The 19,677-nt window shown below is 38.7% G+C and carries 16 protein-coding genes; 8 read left to right on the forward strand and 8 right to left on the reverse strand.

Annotated features, from left to right (window positions below):
* Position 1 precedes the first annotated feature (1 nt).
* Positions 2–769, reverse strand: a complete 768-nt coding sequence (moeB, locus tag LW139_RS06045; protein ID WP_109409715.1) for a molybdopterin-synthase adenylyltransferase MoeB — start codon at positions 767–769, stop codon at positions 2–4.
* Between the two features lie 5 nt (positions 770–774).
* Positions 775–2,016 carry a molybdopterin molybdotransferase MoeA gene (gene moeA / locus LW139_RS06050; protein WP_247850762.1) on the reverse strand — a complete coding sequence of 414 codons (1,242 nt, stop codon included), beginning with the start codon at positions 2,014–2,016 and terminating at the stop codon, positions 775–777.
* A 219-nt stretch (positions 2,017–2,235) separates the two neighbouring features.
* On the opposite strand from moeA, the gene LW139_RS06055 reads away from it, so the two are divergent.
* From LW139_RS06055 to yeiB, 3 genes are all read left to right on the forward strand, one after another.
* Positions 2,236–3,405, forward strand: coding sequence for a YbfB/YjiJ family MFS transporter (locus LW139_RS06055; RefSeq protein ID WP_247850763.1), 1,170 nt, complete (start codon positions 2,236–2,238; stop codon positions 3,403–3,405).
* A 147-nt stretch (positions 3,406–3,552) separates the two neighbouring features.
* Complete coding sequence (gene folE, locus LW139_RS06060) at positions 3,553–4,212, forward strand: GTP cyclohydrolase I FolE (RefSeq protein WP_036938265.1); 660 nt, start codon at positions 3,553–3,555, stop codon at positions 4,210–4,212.
* 12 nt (positions 4,213–4,224) lie between these two features.
* Positions 4,225–5,376 carry a DUF418 domain-containing protein YeiB gene (gene yeiB / locus LW139_RS06065; RefSeq protein ID WP_227336608.1) on the forward strand — a complete coding sequence of 384 codons (1,152 nt, stop codon included), beginning with the start codon at positions 4,225–4,227 and terminating at the stop codon, positions 5,374–5,376.
* Here yeiB and sanA read toward each other — a convergent pair.
* From sanA to metG, 6 genes are all read right to left on the reverse strand, one after another.
* Complete coding sequence (gene sanA, locus LW139_RS06070; protein WP_109409719.1) at positions 5,373–6,104, reverse strand: outer membrane permeability protein SanA; 732 nt, start codon at positions 6,102–6,104, stop codon at positions 5,373–5,375. The genes yeiB and sanA overlap by 4 nt on opposite strands.
* A gap of 141 nt (positions 6,105–6,245) precedes the next feature.
* Positions 6,246–7,943 (reverse strand): NAD-dependent malic enzyme, encoded by a 1,698-nt coding sequence (locus LW139_RS06075; RefSeq protein WP_166541089.1) that lies wholly within the window; start codon positions 7,941–7,943, stop codon positions 6,246–6,248.
* A 213-nt stretch (positions 7,944–8,156) separates the two neighbouring features.
* A complete protein-coding gene (cdd, locus tag LW139_RS06080; RefSeq protein WP_166541090.1) occupies positions 8,157–9,041 on the reverse strand; it encodes a cytidine deaminase in 885 nt (294 codons plus the stop codon).
* Between the two features lie 200 nt (positions 9,042–9,241).
* A complete protein-coding gene (locus LW139_RS06085) occupies positions 9,242–9,943 on the reverse strand; it encodes a CidB/LrgB family autolysis modulator (RefSeq protein WP_192876265.1) in 702 nt (233 codons plus the stop codon).
* Complete coding sequence (locus LW139_RS06090; RefSeq protein WP_109409722.1) at positions 9,937–10,410, reverse strand: CidA/LrgA family protein; 474 nt, start codon at positions 10,408–10,410, stop codon at positions 9,937–9,939. The genes LW139_RS06085 and LW139_RS06090 overlap by 7 nt, the downstream gene beginning before the upstream one ends.
* Before the next feature lie 134 nt (positions 10,411–10,544).
* Positions 10,545–12,572, reverse strand: coding sequence for a methionine--tRNA ligase (metG, locus tag LW139_RS06095; protein WP_166541091.1), 2,028 nt, complete (start codon positions 12,570–12,572; stop codon positions 10,545–10,547).
* Between the two features lie 204 nt (positions 12,573–12,776).
* Between metG and apbC the strand changes: the two genes are divergently transcribed.
* The 5 genes from apbC to dcuC all read left to right on the forward strand — a co-directional run bounded on the left by apbC (position 12,777) and on the right by dcuC (position 19,020).
* Positions 12,777–13,889 (forward strand): iron-sulfur cluster carrier protein ApbC, encoded by a 1,113-nt coding sequence (gene apbC, locus LW139_RS06100; RefSeq protein ID WP_247850764.1) that lies wholly within the window; start codon positions 12,777–12,779, stop codon positions 13,887–13,889.
* A gap of 220 nt (positions 13,890–14,109) precedes the next feature.
* Positions 14,110–14,751, forward strand: a complete 642-nt coding sequence (gene udk / locus LW139_RS06105) for a uridine kinase (RefSeq protein ID WP_036938247.1) — start codon at positions 14,110–14,112, stop codon at positions 14,749–14,751.
* 67 nt (positions 14,752–14,818) lie between these two features.
* On the forward strand, positions 14,819–15,400 hold the full coding sequence (gene dcd, locus LW139_RS06110; RefSeq protein ID WP_072070520.1) for a dCTP deaminase: 582 nt from the start codon (positions 14,819–14,821) through the stop codon (positions 15,398–15,400).
* Between the two features lie 47 nt (positions 15,401–15,447).
* A complete protein-coding gene (gene asmA, locus LW139_RS06115; RefSeq protein WP_247850765.1) occupies positions 15,448–17,382 on the forward strand; it encodes an outer membrane assembly protein AsmA in 1,935 nt (644 codons plus the stop codon).
* 276 nt (positions 17,383–17,658) lie between these two features.
* Entirely contained in the window at positions 17,659–19,020 is a 1,362-nt protein-coding gene (gene dcuC / locus LW139_RS06120; protein WP_109409728.1) for an anaerobic C4-dicarboxylate transporter DcuC, read from the forward strand.
* Positions 19,021–19,677: the final 657 nt, after the last annotated feature.

Raw genomic sequence — 19,677 nt, forward strand, 5'->3', positions numbered from 1 at the left:
GTTAGTTATCGGGTAAATTGGCAGAGCACACTTCGCAATGTGGATTTTTAGGTAACTTGAATTCACGAAACTGCATTCGCATTGCGTCAAACATTAATACCTTGCCATGCAGATTTTCACCATAGCCAGTGAGTAATTTAATGGCTTCAACTGCTTGTAATGTGCCAATAGTACCCACAACAGGTGCCATTATGCCCGCTTCAACACAACTTAAAGCGTTATTGCCAAAAAGATGGCTCAAGCAACGATAGCAAGGCTCGTCATCTTGGTAAGTGAATACGCTGATTTGACCTTCCATCCTAATAGCTGCACCAGATACTAGTGGTTTTTTCTGATGAAAGCAGAGGCGATTAAGTTGCTCGCGTACTGCCACATTATCCGTACAGTCCATTACGATATTATGTTGGCTAATAAGTTTAGCTAAAGCCTCATCTTCAAGTAATGCATCAACAGTTTCTATTGTGACATGAGGATTAATTGCTTCTAATGTTGTTTTTGCAGAGAGTACTTTGGGTTGGCCAATCGTAGCGTCACGATGAAGAATTTGGCGCTGAAGATTAGAAAGAGAAACAGTATCAAAATCTAATAGTGTGAGTTTTCCTACACCTGCAGCTGTAAGATATTGCGAAGCACTACATCCTAAGCCACCTGCGCCAACAATCAATACAGAGGCACTTTTCAGTGCCTCTTGACCATCAAAATCAAAACCTCTTAATACAATCTGGCGATTGTAGCGCAGTGTTTCTTCATCGGTTAATTCGATACTCATAAAAACTATTCGCTTTTTAACAGAGAATTAAATAGCTCGATTGTGACCGTTTCGCCTGCAGCCACTTTACCGCGTTCACGTTCTAAGACGATAAAGCAGTTCGCGACACTAAAGGAGCTGTAAACGTGTGAACCTTGGTGACCAGAAGTGTCTACTTGCCACACACCTTCCGCATTAATACTTGCGATACCACGTTGAAAATCAAGACGACCCACTGATTTTTTCAATGATGATTGTGCTACGGCTTGGAAACGTTGTGGTGCTTTCCAGTGACTAAAGCCTGATAACCGTGCGATCAAAGGCTGAACTAATTGGTAGAATGTGACGGTTGCCGAGACAGGGTTACCCGGTAAACCGCAGAACCATGCATTGTGTAATCGACCAAATGCAAATGGTTTTCCCGGTTTAATGGCTAATTTCCAAAAACCAATCTCCCCAATTTCATCAAGAATTTGTTTGGTGTAATCAGCTTCACCTACAGAAACACCGCCACTGCTGATCACTAAATCTGCTTCTTGATCTGCTTTTTTAAAGGTTTCACGGAGTTTTTCAGGTGAGTCAGGAATAACGCCTAAATCTAAAACTTCACAACCTAATTTTTCAAGCATTAAGCGCACAGCAAAACGGTTAGTATCATAAATTTGACCCGCTTTTAATGGCTGGCCAATAGTTTGTAATTCATCACCTGTTGAGAAAACGGCAACTTTTAAGCGTCGATAAACTGGTACTGTGGCGATCCCTAAAGAAGCGATTAATGGCAATTGTGCAGTTGAAAGCTTAGTGCCAGCAGGTAATACAATATCGTTTTCTTTAATATCTTCACCAATACGGCGAATATTTTGGCCTTTCTTAGCGGGCTGTGAAAAACGAACACCATGTTCAGTGACTTCAGCTTCTTCTTGCATAATGACAGTATCAACACCAGCAGGAACCATTGCCCCTGTCATAATGCGTACACATTGACCAGCAGGAAGCTCTCCCTCAAAAGGAATACCAGCGAATGATTTTCCGGCCACCGGAAGAGGAGTTTGAGTGTCTAAGTCAGCGTAACGAAGTCCGTAACCATCCATTGCAGAATTATCAAAAGGAGGAACATTGAGTGGAGATGTAATATCTGCACTTAGAATATAATCGGCTGCATTATTTAATTGGATGTTAAAGGTATCGGTAATTGCCAGCGGTTTTTCAAGTAGTTTTTCTAGCGCTTCATCAAGAGATAATAAACCGCTAACGTGACATTGACTCATCATATACTCCAAGATCTATCGAAATGTTCTGTTTTATTTCATGATACTAATCTATCACGATGAACATCATCATGTCAGAGATCATCTTGTGACTAGAAAGAAATGAAACATCTTATTGCAAAAATGTTAACTATTTGGGGTTAATGTGTTGCGTGTTCTGTTATTAATGAACAACACATTTAAAATGTATAAAACGATAAAACAAAATAATGGATATCAATGAATACTTCAAATCACCAAAGCCATTCAGCGCAAGCTTTTCATATCGCGTTTAGTGGTTTTCTTGCTTTAGTCGTTGCAATGGGGATAGGGCGCTTTACTTTTACACCACAAGTGCCATTGATGATTGCAGAATATCAATTAACGCTAACAAGTGCGGGCATTGTCGCTGCATTTAATTATCTTGGTTATCTTGCTGGTTCCTACGATGCAATGAAAGCTGTTAAAGGTGTGGGATATCGCTTGTGGGCAGGGCTTTGGGGAGCAGTGATAATCACTCTGTTGTCTGCTTTTTTAAATGATGCATTTACACACAGCATTGCTCGTTTTTTTATCGGCTGGGCAAGTGGTTGGACGTTGGTACTGGTGGCATCATGGGCCAATGAATTATTGGCTCGCCTTAATCGCCCTGCATTAAGCGTTGCTGTTTATGCTGGAACAGGAGCAGGCATATTTATTAGCGGTATGCTCGCTGTATTAATTATGAAATGGCAAATGAATGCGATGACTGGCTGGCTTATTTACGGTTCGCTTGCTTTTATTTGTGCAATATATGTGAGTTATCACCTTCCTAAACCTTGGGCGATGAATCGAGAAGAAGTTAAAGTGGCACCTTTAACACTGACACCAGCAATGAAAAAGTTAATTTGGGGTTATACCTTTGCGGGTTTTGGTTATATTTTACCAGCTACATTTCTTTCTCAAATGGCAGCAGAGCGCTTTCCTGGGAGCTTAATCGCACAATTTGTTTGGCCCGTATTTGGTGCATCTGCTGCATTATGTATCGGAATTGCTATTTTAACGCGTAATGTATTAAACACACAGTTACGCTTAGCTATTACACTCTGGTTACAAGCATTAGGTATTTTGATCGCAGAGTGGTTCCCGACAATAACAGGGCTTGCGATAGGTGCCTTTTTAATTGGTGGCGGTTTGATGTGTGCGGTACAACTTGCTTTTTTACGAGGTAGAGAGTTAGCTCCTGATCATGGGCGTTATATGGCGGGGTTACTCACGACCTTTTATGCTATTGGGCAATTGGTTGGTCCTGTTGTTTCTTCGCTTTCAACGGCATTAACTGGAAAATTAGAACCTGCGCTTTATGTCGCTTTTATTGTGTTGATAATCGGTGGTTTTCTGGTGTGTTTAAAAGAGAAAAAACAGGCTTAATCTAAAAATAGTTCATACAAAAATGCAATAATTTCATAACGAAAAATGCGGTATCGCTGGATAATGTGATTCATGTCATCTAAAGTGTAGGCTGTTGTCGCTGACAGCGAAACAGATACTTCATTAATGTGTTTATCGGAGAGTCCAATGTCATCATTAAGTAAAGAGGCGCAATGGGTGCATGCTGCGTTAGTTGAACGCGGTTTGGAAACGCCTCTTCGTGAATCAAAGCTATCTCCAAGTGAGAGTAAACAGCAAATTGAACATCATATGACAGAAGTGATGAAGCTGTTAAATCTAGATTTAAGCGACGATAGTTTAGCTGAAACGCCTCGTCGTATTGCTAAAATGTATGTTGATGAAATTTTCTCAGGGCTGGATTATCACAACTTCCCAAAAATCACACTAATTGAAAATAAAATGCAAGTTGATGAAATGGTGACAGTACGAGATATCACATTAACCAGTACTTGCGAACATCACTTTGTTACCATTGATGGCAAGGCGATTGTGGCTTATATTCCAAAAGATAAAGTGATTGGTTTATCAAAAATTAATCGTATAGTGCAATTCTTTGCTCAACGTCCTCAAGTTCAAGAACGTTTAACCCAGCAAATTCTTATTGCATTACAAACGTTACTAGGCACAAAAAATGTGGCTGTTTCTATTGATGCGGTTCATTATTGTGTTAAAGCTCGTGGTATTCGTGATGCTACTAGTGCAACCACAACAACCTCGTTAGGTGGGTTATTTAAATCAAGTCAAAATACGCGTCAGGAATTTTTACGCGCTGTTCGTCACCTTTGAGATTTCAAATAAATGAATGAATCGTCTCATCAACGTATCGAATCACTTGATGCGTTGAGAGGAATGGCGATCCTTGGCATTTTATTGCTCAATATTTCAGGTTTTGCTTTATTAAGAGTGGCTTCATTTAATCCGTTACATTCGGGAGAAGCCTCTTTTGGTGATCGTATAACATGGATGGCATTAAACCTTTTTGCCCAAGGTAAGTTCCTCTTTATTTTTGCATTACTATTTGGTGGTACGCTTTACCTGCTACTACGTAAAGGAACACGCTTTAATTTATCGCGGTTAGTTGTGTTAGCGTTGATTGGTGTTATTCACACGCTATTTATTTGGGAAGGTGATATTTTATTTCCATATAGTGTATGTGGTTTATTTGTTTTTGTCTTTATCAAATCAATAACGATAAAGAACCAATTTATATTGGGGGCGATACTCTATTTTTGTGGTGCATTTATTTTAGGTATGTTGTTTTATTATTATCGTGATTTTATTGATACGGTTTGGTACAGCACACCATATTCCCAACTGCTTGAATCCGATTGGAAAACAGGGCCTTATTTAAATAGTATTTATTATCGCTTGAATGAGTTAAGTATTTTCGTTTTTAATTTGGTGCGTCAATATAGTTGGTTTTTATTTGGCGCAATGCTGATGGGTGCTGCGCTAATGGCATCGGGCTGGTTACAACAGAAATTTAGTCGTACACATTATGGTTATGTGGCACTTTGTTTTCTCTCAATCAGTTTAAGCTTACAAACAATGATTGTGCTGGTGGATTATTTTTCTGATTGGAATTATCGCTGGGCAGCGGTTTGGGCACAGCCTTTAACTATGTTGATCCAAGTTATACAAAGCTTGGGATATATTGCGTTATTTTATTGGAGTTGGAATATAATTCGCCACTCTTATTTTGCCTATGCTTTACGTTGTGTAGGAAAAATGGCGCTGACGACCTATTTAATGCAAAGTCTTATCGGTATTATCCTGTTTCAGCGGATGGGCTTATTTAACCAATTTACCTTACCTGAACTGATGCCTTTTGTAGTCGTTATTTGGGCAATCAACATTGCTTTTGCCGTAATTTGGCTACGCTATTTTCCACAAGGCCCAATAGAGTGGATTTGGCGTAAATCAGCCGCAAAATTAGCGCAATTCTTTTAGATTTTCTCGTTATTATTGTCACTTAGAGGAAGTGATTCAACTTCCTCTGGTGAAACTGCGGGATATCCTTTAATGCTATCAGGAATAGATTGTATCGCGGGAATTGTTTCTGGAGGCCCTAAAAAGCGTGGTTCTCGATTTAAAATATATACATCAATCATTGCACCTGCTCTGGCAAACACCTCACGTATACGTACTTTAAACATGCTTTTAGGGGATGCAACCGCAAAGCATTGCGCATCAATTCCTTTTTCTAGAGCAATAAAAACGGCTCGTTCACAGTGAAAACGTTGCGTAATAATAGTAAAACCATCAGTACCAAAGACTTCTTTTGTCCGCACAACAGAATCAAGTGTTCTGAATCCTGCAAAATCCATTACGATACGAGAAGCCGGAATACCCGCTTTAATGAGATCCTTACGCATCGTATTAGGCTCATTATAGCTATGCTTTGCATTATCTCCGCTTAATAATAAATATTGGATCTTACCACTGTTATAGGCATTAACTGCGCCTTGGATGCGATATTGATAAAATTGATTAATGTAACCACTGGTATAATATTTTGATGTGCCTAACACCATGCCCACTTTTTTGGCGGGTAATTTATCAATATCTTCAAAAATATAAGGGTTTGTTTTCCACCCGATCCAGCGATCGCAGGCAATCAAAGTGACTGCAAGTAGAATAAAAAGTGTGAGAAAAAGATAAATGAGGCGTTTTAGCATGTCCTTGCCTTAATGACGCAAATAAAAAATGATTTTCATAATAGTTAAGGCTACTTGAGCAAAGATAGGGAAGCAAGAAAAAAGCGCCTCATATTAAGTAATGATGCGCTTTTCAGAATGGTACTTAGTATTTAAAACGATTTAGAATGACGTTCTTTTGTAAATACGGTATTCAGGCTGCCAATAGTTGCGTTCAATGGCTTCTTCTAATGCTGAATCTGAGGTAACAGTAGCAACACCTTGAACTTGTGCTTCTTTTGCAACTTGTTTTGCTATATAACGCGAAACTTGTTGAATATCAGCCAGTAAAGGTAATAGTGAGCCATCTCCCTCTTTTGCCATTGGTGAACAATCAGCTAATGCACGACTTGCAACCATTAACATGGCATCAGTCACACGTTTAGCACCACAGGCAATAACACCTAACCCAATGCCTGGGAAGATATAAGAGTTATTACATTGTGCAATTGGATACTCTTTATCTTTGTATTTTACAGGTGCAAATGGGCTACCCGTTGCCACTAAAGCTTGGCCATCTGTCCAATTGATAATATCTTCAGGGCGTGCTTCAACACGTGAAGTTGGGTTAGATAATGGCATCACGATAGGGCGTTCACAGTGTTTGTGCATTTCACGAATAATTTCTTCAGTGAATAAACCTGCTTGTCCTGAAACACCAATCAAAATAGTTGGTTTTGCATTCTTCACCACTTCTAACAGCGAAATAGCATCGCTTTCTATTTCCCAATCAGCAATGGTTTCACTTTTTTGGATAAGTTTGCTTTGGAAATCAAGTAAGTTTGGCAGTTTGTCTGTCAATAAACCAAAACGGTCAACCATGAAGATACGCTCACGCGCTTGCTCATCACTTAAGCCTTCAGATTTCATTTGGGCAATGATTTGCTCAGCAATGCCACAACCTGCAGAGCCTGCACCTAAGAAAGTGACGGTTTGGTCTTTTAATTGGCGACCCGCAGCACGGCTAGCCGCGATAAGACTACCTAAGGTAACAGACGCAGTGCCTTGAATATCATCGTTAAAGCAACATAATTCATCACGATAACGGTTTAGTAAAGGCATCGCGTTTTTTTGCGCGAAGTCTTCAAATTGCAGTAAAACATTTGGCCAGCGACGTTTAACAGCTTGAATAAATTCATCAACGAATTCGTTATATTCATCACCAGTAATACGAGGATGGCGCCATCCCATATATAGTGGATCGTTTAAACGTTGTGGATTGTTAGTACCAACATCAAGTACAACAGGCAGTGTGTACGCCGGGCTGATACCCCCACACGCAGTATATAAAGAGAGTTTACCGATAGGAATACCCATACCGCCGATACCTTGGTCACCTAGACCAAGAATACGTTCGCCATCAGTGACAACAATGACTTTTACGTTTTGTTTAGTGGCGTTTTGCAGCATATCGTCGATATTGGCGCGGTTAGGGTAAGAGATAAATAAACCACGAGCACGACGATAAATATCAGAGAAATGTTCACAAGCTTCACCCACTGTTGGTGTGTAAATGATTGGCATCATTTCAGTAAGGTGAGATTCCAATAAACGGTAAAACAGAGTTTCATTGGTGTCTTGGATGTTTCTTAGGTAAATATGTTTGTCGTTATCGTTTTTGAAATCAAGATATTGGCGATAAGCGCGTTCAACCTGCTCTTCAATGGTTTCAACTGCTTCAGGCAGTAAACCATGTAAGTTAAAGGTGCTGCGTTCTTCTTCGCTGAAAGCACTACCTTTATTTAACAGGGGAAATTCAAGCAGGATTGGGCCTGCATACGGGATGTAGAGAGGGCGTTTACTTTCGTGTTCCAGTTCCATGAAAAATACTCTTGTAAGGCAGTTAGTCACATGACAATAGTAGATCCTACAAAATAATAAAAATATGTACAGCTTATGTTATTTTTTTATGATTTTTATGCTTAGAAATGAGAGATAGATACAGTTGTTACAACTTTTTCTGGTAAGCACCAGCAAAATTTACATGCTGATGCTTTTTTAGGAGAGATTTTTAGAGGAATAAGTTAAAACTTTTTACAAAGTGATGCGTTGCATCTGGCGACAACCTAAAGCCGTTAATGTGGCTTGAGTTGCATCCCATTGCGTTAAAATTGTTTCTGCTTTTTCAATTAAGACCGCAGATTCAATTTCCATCACACTCTCACCCGCCATATTTAATAAAATTAATGCGGCTTGTAATGGTGGTAAGCTTGGGTTAAATGCGGCATTTTCTGCGTAGCTACCTTGGAAAATTTTGCCATTTTTCATTTGAACAGCAATTCCGCTGTGAGACTCACTATAAGGTGCATGGCTACGATTGGCGGCTTGTAGCGCCTGTTGTGCTAATTCACTAGGGTTATCAATTTTGTAACTGTGATTAACTTTATCCATTAATAAAGAAGTGATATTGAGATCCTTCGGACCAAAGCTATCAGGTAAATAATCCCCCAATGTCGCTACTTTTCTACCAGGTAATTGGATCTGAATATGGGTGCCACTGTTGAGTTCATTCATAAACTGGCGACAATGACCACAAGGTGTATAGTTAACGGTGATTGAAATTAAGCGAGATTCACCACGTAGCCATGCATGAGTTACCGCACTTTGTTCGGCATGGACTGTTTGTTGTAATGGTGCGCCAGCAAATTCCATATTGGCACCGAAGTAGAGATTACCACTTTCACCACGCGCAACTGCACCTACTTTGAAGTTAGAGATAGGTGCAACAGCACAAGCTGCAGCAACCGGTAAAAGTGCGAGGGCTAAGGCATCATCATTACATTGTAACTGTGTTTTTATGGCGTTGACCTGCTCTGCCGTAAACATTGCAGGGAATTCATCCTGCTCAAGATAAGGAGCAAGTGCGTGTTGTAACTGAGGGGATAAATCTGACCAAACTGCCTGAAAACGAGTATGCATACATGAGTCTCCCATTAATCTTTCTGTATTATAAGATTCTAGGCATCTTTACCCATTCTTATATGTGATGAAAATCATATTTTCAATGAAACAATTGCAACAAATTCATTAATTGAGAGATGTATCTCAAATTTATAGTAAAAATCCCCGAAATAAATTTAATTAAATCGGGGATTTAAGAATGGAGAGTAAGAAAGATATCAACTATAAAGATGCAAAATAATAGGGAAGATAAATGGAGCAAGTAAAGAGGTAATAATCCCGCAGGTCATTAATGCTAATGAACTGTAAGCACCTTCGATATAATCCACTTCAGCAGCTCTTGCTGTTCCCACTGCATGTGAAACGGTTCCCATCGCTAGACCCCGAGAGGCGTGAGTTGGAATTCGCAATATCTTGAATAGAGTGTGACCAAAAATGGCACCTAAAATACCTACTGCAATAACACATGCAGCACTGATTGCAGGAATACCACCTATGGAGTCTGCAACTGCCATTGCGATAGGTGTTGTGACTGATTTAGGTAAGACTGATGCGGCAATTTCTGGGGTTGCGCCCGCCCATAAGGCAATCGCAGTACCACTGACCATGGCTGCAACACTACCAATAAAGCAAATGCTTATCAGTGATTTCCACTGTGCGCGAATTTGGTGTAATTGCTGATAAAGCGGGATAGCTAAAGCAACAACGGCAGGTTGTAATAAATCATTTAAAATACGACTACCGGCAAAATAGTGTTCGTAAGGAGTGTGTGTAATTAACAGGATAGGAATAATAACCGCAATACCAATAAGTAAAGGGTTCAATATAGGTAATTTATAACGAGCAGCAAGTTTACGTGATAAATAAAAGATAATTATGGTTAAAGGAAGTGACCACCATATATTCATTAACACTAACATTTTTTCTTCTCACTTAATGCTTTATCATCATCTTTTTCTTTTGTTTCAATAACATCTTCAACTAGATCTGGTTTTGAACCTACGATAATACGCTCACGATGGACATAATGTGAACAGTAAGCAACCAGTGCCATAACACCAAAGGTACTGACTACACAGGCTAAAACGATAGGGAAGAGCTGCTGACTAAGTAAATCATAATAATTCATTACGGCTACCCCGATAGGGATAAACAGCAATGACATGTTTTTTAGCAGGATATTGGCGCCAGGTTTAACCCAACGTAACGGAATAAGCTGGAAAGCAAGTAAACCAAAAAGGATCAATAAGCCAACAATACTACCAGGAACCGCGAAGGGTAGAAGGGCTGAAATAAGATTACCTGCAAAAAGACAAAGATAAAGAACCAAAAAAGATCGTAGATAATGCCAAAGTGTAATCTGCAATCGTGCCCGTTTAGATTTCATAAGTAAGTGTCCCAAATCAACTAACAGAATTATCATACACCGATTTTGAAAGTGTGCTATGGATCACAATAAAAAAAGAGCGGGGCTCTAATAGAACCCCGCCATTTATTTATTTGGCAAATGAATCTTGGTTGTTATTTCACTTGTTGACCCGGTTTTGCACCAGAATCTGGGCTGAGTAAGAAGATATCTTTATCGCCAGGGCCTGCTGCCATTACCATGCCTTCTGAAATACCAAAACGCATTTTACGAGGTGCTAAATTTGCCACCATTACCGTTAAGCGACCTTCTAACACTTTAGGATCTGGGTATGCCGTACGAATACCTGAGAATACTTGGCGAGTTTCACCACCTAAGTCCAAAATTAATTTCAGTAGTTTGTCTGAGCCTTCAACAAAATCGGCTTGTTTAATTTCAGCAATACGCATATCGATTTTTGCAAAATCATCAAAGTTGATGGTTTCTTGGATCGGTGAATCAGCTAATGGGCCTGTGACTTCTTTTACAGGTGCAATGGTGCTTTTTGATGCTTCAACCATTGCATTGGCTTTATCCATTTCAATGCGGTTAAACAATGCTTTGAATTTAGTGATCTCTTGGCCTAACAGTGGTTGTTCAAGTGCATCCCATGTTAATTGGGTTTGTAAAAATGCTTCTGAACGTTCTGTCAGTGAAGGTAAAACTGGTTTCAGGTACGTCATCAGTATGCGGAATAAGTTAATTCCCATAGTACAGATTGCTTGTAACTGAGCATCTTGACCTTCTTGTTTAGCCACTACCCAAGGTGCTTTTTCGTCAATATAACGGTTAGCTTCATCAGCTAATGCCATAATTTCGCGAACAGCTTTACCAAATTCACGATTTTCGAATGACTGTGCGATAGTTTCTTGCATATCAACAAAGTGTTGATAAAGTTTAGCATCATCTAAAGAATCCGCTAATTTGCCATCAAATCGCTTGCTGATGAAACCTGCTGTACGCGATGCAAGGTTAACGACTTTATTAACAATGTCACTGTTAACACGTTGAACAAAGTCTTCTAAGTTTAGGTCAATATCGTCAATGCGTGATGAAAGTTTTGCTGCATAGTAATAACGCAGGCAATCAGCATCAAAATGATCAAGATAAGCACGAGCTGTAATAAAGGTGCCTCGAGATTTAGACATCTTGGCGCCATTTACAGTGACATAACCGTGAACAAACAGGTTTGTCGGCTTGCGATATTCACTGCCTTCTAACATAGCTGGCCAGAATAAGCTGTGGAAATAGACGATATCTTTACCAATAAAGTGATAAAGGTCAGCTTTGCTGTCTTTATTCCAAAACTCATCAAAACTTAAATCACCTCGTTTTTCACATAAGTTTAAGAATGAACTCATGTAGCCAATCGGTGCATCTAGCCATACATAGAAATATTTACCCGGTGCATCTGGAATTTCGAAACCGAAATAAGGCGCATCACGAGTGATATCCCATTGTTGTAAACCACTGTCGAACCATTCTTGCATTTTATTCGCAACTTGTTCTTGCAGTGCGCCTGAGCGGATCCATGCTTGTAGCATGTTACTAAATGCAGGTAAGTCAAAGAAGTAGTGTTCTGTTTCGCGCATTACAGGTGTTGATCCTGAAACGACAGAGCGTGGATTAATTAATTCTGTTGGGCTGTATGTTGAGCCGCATACTTCACAGTTATCACCGTATTGGTCTTGTGCTTTACATTTAGGGCACGTGCCTTTTACAAAACGGTCAGGTAGGAACATGCCTTTTTCTTCATCATAAAGCTGAGAAATTGTTTTGCTTTTGATGTGACCATTTTTCTTCAGTGCTAGATAAATTTTTGTCGATAATTCGCGACTTTCTTCACTGTGTGTAGAGTGATAATTATCATAACTGATATTGAAGCCTGCAAAATCCTGCTGATGCTCTTTGCTCATTTCTTCAATCATGGCTTCTGGAGTTATACCCAATTGTTGAGCTTTCAGCATAATTGGGGTGCCGTGGGCATCGTCAGCGCAGATGAAATGAACTTCTTTGCCGCGCATTCGTTGATAACGGACCCAGATATCTGCCTGAATGTGCTCAAGGATATGACCGAGATGAATTGAACCGTTAGCATAAGGTAACGCGCAGGTTACCAATAATTTATTCGCGACGTGAGACATAGTAAGGATCTTACTTCCATAAAATTAATAAAAGGGACTTTGATGGTAACCGATCCGTCATGATGTCGCTAGGGCAATAATGGAGTTTTTGCAAGAGAAATTTCAGTTGGCAAATTGAGGTAAGGCATTATCGTAGTCATCTACTATCTGATATGATAGATACACTCATATATTTAATAAATAATGAAAACGAGAGGAGCCGGGATGAGTGATAAATCCCCCGAGCAGACCACCCCTGAGATTCTGAACGAAAAAGTTTCAGGTGTCTTGTCTACTTTTGAACACCCGACATTGAAACGTAATCTGCTTTCTCTAAAAGCATTACATCAATGTGCGATGATTGACGATGTTCTTCATATCGAATTAGTGATGCCATTTGTTTGGAAAAAACCTTTCCAAGTGCTAATCGAAGAAAAGACAACTGAACTTCGTGACATCACAGGCGCAAAAGCAATTGAATGGAAACTCAAGCATAATATTTCAACCTTACGTCGTGCAAATGATCTGCCTGGCGTTAATGGTGTACGTAATATTCTTGCGGTGAGTTCTGGTAAAGGTGGCGTAGGTAAATCAAGTACTGCTGTTAATCTTGCATTAGCCCTTGCACAAGAAGGCGCTAAAGTAGGTATTCTTGATGCGGATATTTATGGTCCATCTATTCCTAATATGTTAGGTACCACAATGGAGCGTCCAACGTCTCCTGATGGACAACATATGGCGCCAATTATGGCGTATGGATTAGCGTCTAACTCTATTGGTTATTTAGTGACTGATGATAATGCGATGGTATGGCGTGGTCCTATGGCGAGCAAAGCGTTAATGCAAATGCTCCAAGATACGTTGTGGCCTGACTTAGATTATCTCGTTATCGATATGCCACCAGGAACAGGTGATATTCAATTAACCTTATCCCAAAATATCCCTGTAACTGCAGCCGTTGTGGTAACAACACCTCAGGATATTGCGCTGGTGGATGCAATGAAAGGGATTGTCATGTTTAAGAAAGTCAATGTGCCTGTATTAGGTATTATTGAAAACATGAGTGCGCATATTTGTAGCAACTGTGGTCACCTTGAACCTATCTTTGGTACAGGTGGTGCGGCGAAATTGGCGGAGAAATATCATTGCCAATTATTAGGTCAAGTTCCTCTTCATATCTCTTTACGTGAAGATTTAGATCGTGGACAGCCAACAGTGATGCGTGATCCAGAAGGTGAATTTGCTGATATTTATCGTGAAATAGCGTCAACCGTTTCTGCTCAAATGTATTGGGATGGTGATGCAATTCCAACGGAAATTTCTTTCCGCGCAGTGTAATCGCAGTAAAATAATGCCTGATATTATTTGCTGATTAAAATGGAGAGTCATTTGGCTTTCCATTTTTTACATGTGATTTCCGGCTGTTTTTGATAAAAAACAAATAGATTTCTGGTTTTACGCTGGAACCAGAGTGATTTCAAAACTATAATCTGCGCTAGCGTAATATTTACATATTATTACGTTATCCCTCTTTTTATTTCAAACCAGGTTTTTGATTATGGCTGACACAGCACATCAGTGCACAATTGTAGGTATCGCTGGAGCTTCTGCTTCGGGTAAAAGTCTTATTGCAAGTACGCTTTACCGTGAATTAAGAGCACAAGTAGGTGATCATAATATCGGTGTGATACCAGAAGATTGTTATTATCGTGACCAAAGTGATTTAACGATGGAAGAACGATATAAGGTCAATTATGACCACCCAAATTCGATGGATCATGCACTTTTATACCAGCATTTGTGTGAACTAAAAGCAGGAAATGCCATCGAACTCCCTCAGTATGACTACGTTGCTCACACTCGCAAAACAGAATCCATCCCTTTTAAGCCTAAAAAAGTTATTATTATTGAAGGCATCTTGTTATTAACAGATAAGCGCCTGCGCGAAGAGATGGATTTCTCTATCTTTGTTGATACGCCATTAGATATTTGCTTAATGCGTAGAATTAAACGTGATGTAAATGAACGTGGACGTAGCTTAGACTCAGTCATTGAACAATATAATAAAACTGTTCGTCCGATGTTCTTCCAGTTTATTGAACCTTCTAAACAATATGCCGATATTATTGTGCCAAGAGGGGGTAAAAACCGCGTTGCGATTGATATTCTGAAAGCAAAAATTGGGCAGTTCTGCGAATAATAGGTTCATTTATGGGCAGCTTTCATGCATGATGAAACTGCCTAATTAACTTGAAGAAGGAAATAAAATGCGATTATGCGACCGTGATATTATTCAGTGGCTGGATGAAGGTAAATTAGTCATTGAGCCTCGCCCGCCTGTCGAGCGAATTAACGGCGCAACAGCAGATGTTCGCTTAGGAAACCAGTTTCGTGTTTTCCAAGGACATACTGCCGCTTATATTGATCTGAGTGGTCCAAAAGCTGAAGTGAATGCTGCATTAGAACGTGTGATGAGTGATGAGATTGTTTTACCTGAAGGTGAGGCGTTTTACTTACATCCTGGTGAATTAGCATTGGCTGTGACACTAGAATCAGTCACATTACCTGATAATGTGGTGGGGTGGCTAGATGGACGCTCATCATTAGCACGTTTAGGCTTGATGGTGCACGTTACTGCACATCGTATTGATCCTGGTTGGCATGGGCAAATCGTATTAGAATTCTTTAATTCAGGTAAACTGCCTCTTGCATTAAGACCGGGCATGGTGATTGGTGCATTAAGTTTTGAACCTATGTCTGGCCCCGCCGATAGACCTTATAATCGTCGTCAAGATGCTAAATATAAAAATCAACAAGGTGCGGTAGGTAGTCGAATTAGTGAAGATTAACTATCTTTATAATCATCATTATCAGATTTTACTAAACGGGTAATTATATGAAAAGGTTTTTGACAACACTGGCTATTTTGCTTGTGGTTATTTTGGCAGGCTTAACAGCATTAGTTTTACTCATTAACCCTAATGATTTCCGTGGATATCTTGTTGAGCGAGTTGAAAAACAAAGCGGTTATAAACTCACATTACAAGATGATATGCGTTGGCATGTTTGGCCAAAACTGAGCATTATCAGTGGTAAAATGTCATTGACAGCACCTGGTGCTGAAATGCCTTTAATTACTGCGGATAATATGCGTCTGGATGTTGAGTTATTACCGCTTCTTTCTCATCAACTTGAAGTAAAAGAAGTCATGCTTAAAGGTGCTGTAGTACGTCAAACACCTGAAAGTAAGGCTATCCCTAAAATAGTTTCTCCTTCTACGCCTAAAGATGTTTCTCACCCTGTGATTGAAACAAGAGCGAATAATTGGCAGTTAAATATTGCCAAAGTCAAAATTTCAGACAGCTTAATTATTTGGCAGATGAAAGATGGTGAGCAACTTAATTTGCGTGATATTAATTTATCGCTGAAAACAGATGATAAAAAACAAATTAATCTAGAGATGAGCACGAAAGTAAATCGTGATCGTCGTGAGATAACGCTAAATGTTGCCGCTAATGCTGATATGAACAGCTATCCTTACCAAATCAACGGTACGATCACACAGCTAGATTATGCATTATCCGGTGTGGAAATCCCTGAAAATGGCATAACAGGAAGTTTAACCTCAGATTTTATGATCCAAAATGAGGGTGTGAGAAAAATTTCATTTGATAATCTAAATCTAACTGCTAATGACAGTCAATTACAAGGTAGTGTTAGTGCAGAGTTTGCAAATAAAACACGTTATCAAGTTGATTTAAAAGGTGAACAATTAAATTTAAATACGTTGTTACCAGAGTTAGCAACGGCTAAAACAACTGAAACTGCATTATTGTCCCTTAAAGATAATAAGACACTATCATCATTTTCATTATTTAATACTGCACACGCGGCTCCAGCACCTAATGCCACGATTATGGCCAAGCCAGTTATTACTTCAGTGACTATTGAAAATAAAGAATATGATTTAACGCATTGGGGTGATATTGAATTTACGCTGAAATTGGCATTGAATAAGCTGCTTTATAAAGAGTTAGAGATTAATAATTTTAAACTTGATGCGCTAAATAATCCTAATTCGCTAAATATTCAAACCTTGACAGGACAAGTCCTTCAAGGTGATTTCTCACTTCCAACAGTTATCTCTACAAGCATTGTGCCAGCACATATCAGCATGGATGTCACAATGAACAATATTCCATTACAGCCACTATTGCGTGTGTTTAATCAACCTGAAAATTTCAGTGGATTAATTTCGGCAAAAGGGAATTTAGAAGGTGCAGGATATAACCGAAAAGCCTTTTATAATTATTGGCAAGGTACGCTCAATACATCTGTTAGCCAATTTAAAATGCAGGGATTAAATGTACCGCAGGTTATTCAGCAATCAGTTGCTCAAGCGACAGATAAAGTGATTTATCCTGAAGATATAGAAAGTTACACCCAAGCAGATAATGTCATTGCCCAATTTAAATTAACACCCAAAGGACAATTGACGGTTAATTCTCTTGATGCCCAAGCGGATGCTTATCAAATTAAAGGGCAGGGTAAAGTTAACCTTCAGCGTCATGATCTTGATGTAACATTATTGGTTAATATTAAAAAAGGGTGGGGTAAAGAAAATGAATTTATTCGCCAACTGGCTAAAATTGATATTCCATTAAGGCTTTATGGAGATTGGAATGCGGTGCAATATGAACTCAATGTTGAAAAATTATTGCGCGATCAATTACAGCAAAAAGCGAAACAAGCCATCGATAATTGGCTGAATAAGCAAGATGCTGAAAGCCCAGAAGTAAAAGCACTTAATCAGCTATTGAAGAAAATTTAATTTCACGATTTTTAACTTCATCACATTCTTAATAAAAGCACACAATTTTGATAATTGTGTGCTTTTTGCTTTATATCTATCATTTAATTTATGTTTTGAATGAAAAGTAAGCATTCGTGCTATACCTATGCAAAAAAATAGTCGTTTTTTTTGATATATGTCATACACTGCAACGTTGCCTTTGGGCAGAGTGTGTCAATCGCACTAAACGCAAAAATGATGATAAAAAATAAAAAACTTCATTTTATAAATGACTACTTTAGACAGGATAAATAAATGATTGAAATTCTTATCGGCGCCTTAGTTGCTGTAGGCGTTGGACGTTATATTGTAAAAGGCTATTCACCAACCGGTGTTCTAATGACAGGTGGTCTGTTATTACTGATCATCAGCGTTATTATGGGAAGAGCTGTTTTACCTGCAAGTGCAACTGCGACAGGCTATGGCTTAATCGATATTGTTGAGTATGTGAAAAATCTACTAATGAGCCGTGGTGGCGATTTAGGTATGATGATCATGATACTTTGTGGTTTTGCTTCTTATATGACACACATCGGTGCTAATGATGTTGTTGTTAAATTAGCATCACGCCCGCTGAAAATGATCAACTCACCTTATCTGCTGATGGTTGCGGCTTACATTGTTGCATGTTTGATGTCACTGGCTGTTTCATCGGCAACAGGTTTAGGTGTGTTATTAATGGCAACGCTGTTCCCTGTCATGGTGAATATGGGAATTAGTCGCGGTGCTGCTGCTGCAATTTGTGCGTCTCCAGCCTCAATTATTTTAGCGCCAACATCAGGTGATGTTATTTTAGCCGCTGAAGCGTCTCAAATGCCGCTGATTGACTTCGCATTTAAAACCACATTGCCTATCTCTATTGCTGCAATTATTGGTATGTGCATTGCGCACTTCTTCTGGCAACGTTACCTTGACCGCAAAGAGCACATTGAAACTGAAATGTTAGACGTGAATGAAATCAAAACTCACGCACCAAGTTTCTATGCGATTTTACCTTTTACACCAATTATCGGTGTTCTCGTTTTTGATGGTAAATGGTTACCAGAGCTTCATATTGTTGCCATTATTATTATCTGTATGATTTTAGCGGCTGTGATCGAATTTATTCGTAGCTTTAGCGCAAAACAAGTTTTTGAAGGTTTAGAAGTTGCTTACCGCGGTATGGCAGATGCATTTGCTCAAGTTGTTATGTTATTAGTCGCAGCAGGGGTATTTGCTCAAGGTTTAACAACAGTTGGCTTTATTAATGCATTAATCGAAGGTGCTCAGTCATTAGGTTCAGGTGCGATTGTGATGATGATTGCACTGGTATTAATTACCATGTTAGCGGCGATGACAACAGGCTCTGGTAACGCGCCATTCTATGCTTTCGTTGAATTAATTCCTCGTTTAGCAAGCAATATGGGTGTTAACCCAGCTTATTTAACTATTCCAATGTTACAAGCTTCAAACTTAGGCCGTACATTATCACCGGTTTCTGGTGTTGTGGTTGCGGTATCAGGTATGGCGAAAATTTCACCGTTTGAAGTGATGAAACGTGTTTCTGTACCAGTATTAGTAGGACTGGTTATTGTTATTGTTGCGACTGAAATTCTTGTACCAAGTACATTAGGTTAATTATTAACTTATTAAATTAATCTAAATTTATTGTTTTAAATTTTATTGGCGGGTTTTGTAATTGAACAAAGCCCGTTTTTTATTGAATAAAATTTAAAAATTCTGCCTTATTCTTTCTCATCACACTCATAAATATATAAATAAATATAATAAATCTTATTCTACTCCTATTTGGAGTGATTAAATATTTTTATATTCAAAATTCTATATATATAATTAAATTTTATTTTAAATACTCTATTAATATCCCATGTTGTATTAAATTTGTATTGTTTTATTTGTAACTGATTGTATTTAATTGGTAACATTATTTTTTGATAAAATTTAGTAAAAAATTAACTGTAAATATATTACTAATATAAATAAGAGTAACTACTTATTTATTCCTATTTTTTTACTGTTAAATCACATTTAAAAATAAATAGGTTTAATTTATTTTATGTATCGTGGTATGTTTGGCTTAAATCACTGGTAAGTATTATTAAATACGCTTTTTTATTGGCTAAAAATGATGCTATGGATAATGAATTGATAATCACGCCTTATGTGCTTTGGTTTACAGCAAAGGGCGGTAGCGTGTTTTATGGTGATTAATAGGGTAATTCACAGTGAATAACCACTAAAAAATACACTACTGATCAATTAAATACATAAAAA

Source organism: Proteus vulgaris (assembly GCF_023100685.1).
Lineage (GTDB): Bacteria > Pseudomonadota > Gammaproteobacteria > Enterobacterales > Enterobacteriaceae > Proteus.

What these genes read in the sequence shown, in the direction of transcription:
- moeB (WP_109409715.1), bottom strand. Translation starts at nt 769, where the DNA reads ATGAGTATCGAATTAACCGATGAAGAAACACTGCGCTACAATCGCCAG.
- moeA (WP_247850762.1), bottom strand. Translation starts at nt 2,016, where the DNA reads ATGAGTCAATGTCACGTTAGCGGTTTATTATCTCTTGATGAAGCGCTA.
- LW139_RS06055 (WP_247850763.1), top strand. Translation starts at nt 2,236, where the DNA reads ATGAATACTTCAAATCACCAAAGCCATTCAGCGCAAGCTTTTCATATC.
- folE (WP_036938265.1), top strand. Translation starts at nt 3,553, where the DNA reads ATGTCATCATTAAGTAAAGAGGCGCAATGGGTGCATGCTGCGTTAGTT.
- yeiB (WP_227336608.1), top strand. Translation starts at nt 4,225, where the DNA reads ATGAATGAATCGTCTCATCAACGTATCGAATCACTTGATGCGTTGAGA.
- sanA (WP_109409719.1), bottom strand. Translation starts at nt 6,104, where the DNA reads ATGCTAAAACGCCTCATTTATCTTTTTCTCACACTTTTTATTCTACTT.
- LW139_RS06075 (WP_166541089.1), bottom strand. Translation starts at nt 7,943, where the DNA reads ATGGAACTGGAACACGAAAGTAAACGCCCTCTCTACATCCCGTATGCA.
- cdd (WP_166541090.1), bottom strand. Translation starts at nt 9,041, where the DNA reads ATGCATACTCGTTTTCAGGCAGTTTGGTCAGATTTATCCCCTCAGTTA.
- LW139_RS06085 (WP_192876265.1), bottom strand. Translation starts at nt 9,943, where the DNA reads ATGTTAGTGTTAATGAATATATGGTGGTCACTTCCTTTAACCATAATT.
- LW139_RS06090 (WP_109409722.1), bottom strand. Translation starts at nt 10,410, where the DNA reads ATGAAATCTAAACGGGCACGATTGCAGATTACACTTTGGCATTATCTA.
- metG (WP_166541091.1), bottom strand. Translation starts at nt 12,572, where the DNA reads ATGTCTCACGTCGCGAATAAATTATTGGTAACCTGCGCGTTACCTTAT.
- apbC (WP_247850764.1), top strand. Translation starts at nt 12,777, where the DNA reads ATGAGTGATAAATCCCCCGAGCAGACCACCCCTGAGATTCTGAACGAA.
- udk (WP_036938247.1), top strand. Translation starts at nt 14,110, where the DNA reads ATGGCTGACACAGCACATCAGTGCACAATTGTAGGTATCGCTGGAGCT.
- dcd (WP_072070520.1), top strand. Translation starts at nt 14,819, where the DNA reads ATGCGATTATGCGACCGTGATATTATTCAGTGGCTGGATGAAGGTAAA.
- asmA (WP_247850765.1), top strand. Translation starts at nt 15,448, where the DNA reads ATGAAAAGGTTTTTGACAACACTGGCTATTTTGCTTGTGGTTATTTTG.
- dcuC (WP_109409728.1), top strand. Translation starts at nt 17,659, where the DNA reads ATGATTGAAATTCTTATCGGCGCCTTAGTTGCTGTAGGCGTTGGACGT.